The 3,064-nt window shown below is 72.2% G+C and carries 3 protein-coding genes and 1 pseudogene; 1 reads left to right on the forward strand and 3 read right to left on the reverse strand.

Annotated features, from left to right (window positions below):
* On the forward strand, window positions 1-619 hold a 619-nt coding region (locus SACHA_RS0101080), incomplete at its 5' end, for a hypothetical protein (protein ID WP_157601553.1).
* A 37-nt stretch (window positions 620-656) separates the two neighbouring features.
* Here the strand turns inward: SACHA_RS0101080 and SACHA_RS0101085 are convergent.
* The 3 genes and pseudogenes from SACHA_RS0101085 to SACHA_RS24770 form a co-directional block, all read right to left on the reverse strand.
* Complete coding sequence (locus tag SACHA_RS0101085) at window positions 657-1,286, reverse strand: TetR family transcriptional regulator (protein WP_019806512.1); 630 nt, start codon at window positions 1,284-1,286, stop codon at window positions 657-659.
* A 150-nt stretch (window positions 1,287-1,436) separates the two neighbouring features.
* Entirely contained in the window at window positions 1,437-2,195 is a 759-nt protein-coding gene (locus SACHA_RS23270; protein WP_019806513.1) for an LLM class flavin-dependent oxidoreductase, read from the reverse strand.
* Between the two features lie 643 nt (window positions 2,196-2,838).
* Window positions 2,839-3,064: pseudogene (locus SACHA_RS24770) on the reverse strand (maleylpyruvate isomerase family mycothiol-dependent enzyme); the annotation flags it as partial.

Here is a 3,064-nt window from a genome sequence, read left to right on the forward strand (position 1 = left end):
CGCGGTCCACGGCTCCGCGACCGGGGCACCCCGCGACACCGGCGCGGCGCCCCGCGACGCGGAGGAGGCGGTCGTGGCGATGTTCGACCGGTACCGGCGCGCCCTGGAACAGGGCGACGGCGCCACGGCGGTCGAGCTGATCAGCGACGAGACCGTCGACTACTACCGCACCCTGGCCGAGCTGGGCGCGACCGCGGGGCCGGAGCGCCTCGGGGAACTGCCCGCCCTGGACCGCTACAACGTCGCCGTGTTCCGGACGATCTCCACACCCGCGGAACTGAAGGGGATGAGCGGGCGGGAGGCCTACGTCCTCGGCGTCGAGGAGGGCATGGTGAACAGCGCCGCGATCGCCCGGCACGACATCGGCGAGGTGACCGTGCAGGGCGACGAGGCGACCGCCACCGTGCTGCGGGACGGGGAGAAGGGACCGTTCGAGTACGAGTTCGCGCGCTCCGGGGGCACATGGACGATCAACATGATGCCGATGGTGGGTCGCGCCCGTTCGGCGTTCGCCATGATGGCCGAACAGCAGGGGATGAGCGAGGACGAACTGATCTTCCGGTCGGTCGAGACCACCACCGGGACCCGTCCGGACGAATCGATCTTCAACCGCCCGTGACGTCGTGCCGTGCCCACCCAGGCGGGGACCACGGCGCTCAGCGGGAGCGACCGCCGGACGACGGGACGCCGAGCAACCGGCCCGCCACCCAGGCGACGTGCTCGGCGGTGCGGGCCGGGGTGTCCGAAGGCTGCATGACGTGGCTGAGCACGACGCGGACCACGACGTCGATCGCGACGGCCAGCTCGTCGGCGGTCAGCGGCGGCCGGTACCGCGCGAGCCGGTCGGTGAGCACCGACTTCGCGGTGGTCAGCAGCGGGCCCGCGTGTGTGGTCAGCAGCGGCAGCAGATCGGTCTCCGCCGCGTGCGTCGCGGACACGATCGCGTGCAGCAGGACGTTGTCCTCGGCCAGTTCCAGCACGGCCTCCACCGCCGCGCGGACCGCGGGCACCAACTCGTCCGGGTGCCGCTCGAAGGCCCGCTGGACCGCGGCCAGGAACCGGTCGAGCTCGTGGTGGACCATCGCCTCCGCGAGCGCCGACTTGGAGCCGATCTCGTTGTAGACGGTCTGCCTGCTGACCCCGACCAGGTCGGCCAGCCGGGACATCGTCAGGTTCGACCACCCCGACCGCACCGTGAAGCCGATCGCGGCCTCGATGATCCGCTGCCGGTACGGGCCGCCCCGTGCCCTCGTCGCGGTCGCCACGGCCCCCGTCATGCCGGCCATTCTAGAACCACCGGGTGTCGGCCGGCCGAGGTCGTGGTGTCACCGCTCGCCGGACTCCCCGGCACACCGCAGCCCGCTCCCGGACCCCCGCACCGCTCGGCGGGCAGGTCGGGCACCGTCCGCGGAGCCGTGCGGCATCCGGCGACCCGGTCACGGCGCCAGCCGCTCCGCGAGGTCGCGTAGCGCCGTGACCTGCCGGTCGGGACCCCACCCGGCACGGTTCATGTCCCAGTCCACCTCCTGGACACCGCACTCCTTCGCCCGGAGCAGATCGTCGTACACCGACTGCTCCGCCCAGGGGTGCCGCGCCCCGAGGTCGACGGCCTCGACGGGGGGCGGTCCGGCCTGCAACACCACCGGTCCCGCACCTCCGAGTTCGCGGTACCAGCGGATCTTCGCGGCGGTGTCGTCCCAGTCGACGAACGTGATCGTCAACCCATCACCGGTGGCACCGGCCCCGTCCCCGGACGGAACGGGGCCGCCGGACCCCGAGCCACCGAGGTCCCACGGCCCCCAGCGCACCAGGACATTTTTGACGTAGTCCTCGTACCGCCTCCACTGCTCGTCCGGCGCCATGCCCGGGAGCGCCACGTCGTCCGGCCGGCATCGGAGCACGTAGCCCACGTCCACCCGGTGACCGGAGAGGTGGTCGAGCGTGGCGATCCGCTGTATCACCGTGACCGGCTCGTCGGTCAGCGGAAACGGGACGTCGGTACGCAGGCGCACTGTCTCGGTCTTCGCGGCCACCCAGGTCAGCAGGCCGATCGTGTCGTAGGTCGGACCATCCGGCAACTCCTCGTCATCCCACACGGGCTCGCCCGCCTCCAGCGGTTGCTGTGCCACGGCCACGCTGTGGTAGCCGAAGCTCTCCACAGCGGTGGCCAGGGACTTGAGCGTCCGGGGCGACACATGAGGTCCCGAGGCCGGGATACACACTCCGACAAGCGGCAATTCCCTCAACACGTTGCTCCTTGGCCTGCGTTGCGACTGGGCGGGTCCGACCACGCGGACCGCGCACGGTGGGCCGCGGCGCACGGCGGACCTCACCGGCGAGGCTCGAAACCCTCTCGACTGTCCGAACCCTCCCGGCCGGCCGAAGCGCCGTCACGCTCGGCAGAGGTGACCTCGGACGCCGGCACCGGCCGACGACGCCCCCGGCCGGGCCCCGGCTTCGACCTGCGCGTCAGGGGACGACCCGGCCGGCCCGGCCGCGGACTGTCCCCCGGTTCTCGCTGTCCACTGCGCAGTCACCCTCCATGTCGTGCGCGGTCTGTCGTCGCGACCGTTCCGCGCCGTGTTAGCGCCGTCGCGACAGGTGACGACCGTACTGTTCGAGGGATCATCGGAGAGGCCCGCACGGACACTTTCACCGGATTCGGTAATCTCCGTACAGCTTTCGTCGCACGGCGTGCACAGAAGCGGTGGCCCGCACGCGGGTGCGCCCGCACGGCGACGCACAGCTCCCGGTACTCGTCCGACCGGGTTCCCCGGGCGCGGAACGCCGGTGCGGCCCTCAGTTCGGAAGGTAACCCGGTCGTGTGAAGACGACGCTCTACAGCGCTTCGACAGCCGTCTCGGGTGGACGGAACGGGCCGCGGTGGAACGCGGGCAGCCACGGCGCCGGGTCAGCCGACCAGGACAGACCGGCGATCTGCCCTTCGCTGCGGCGCCCCGTGAGGCAGCGGAACAGCGTCAGCGGCGAGGCCGACACGCTCGCGACCGGTTCGCCCCGGCTCGCCACTCGGGTGTCCGCACCGGCGCGCAGCTCGATCGCCGGC

Origin of the sequence: Saccharomonospora halophila 8 (assembly GCF_000383775.1) — a bacterium.
GTDB lineage: Bacteria > Actinomycetota > Actinomycetes > Mycobacteriales > Pseudonocardiaceae > Saccharomonospora > Saccharomonospora halophila.

Excerpts from the sequence above, each read along its gene's own strand:
- SACHA_RS0101085 (WP_019806512.1), bottom strand. The coding sequence starts at position 1,286 with ATGGCCGGCATGACGGGGGCCGTGGCGACCGCGACGAGGGCACGGGGC.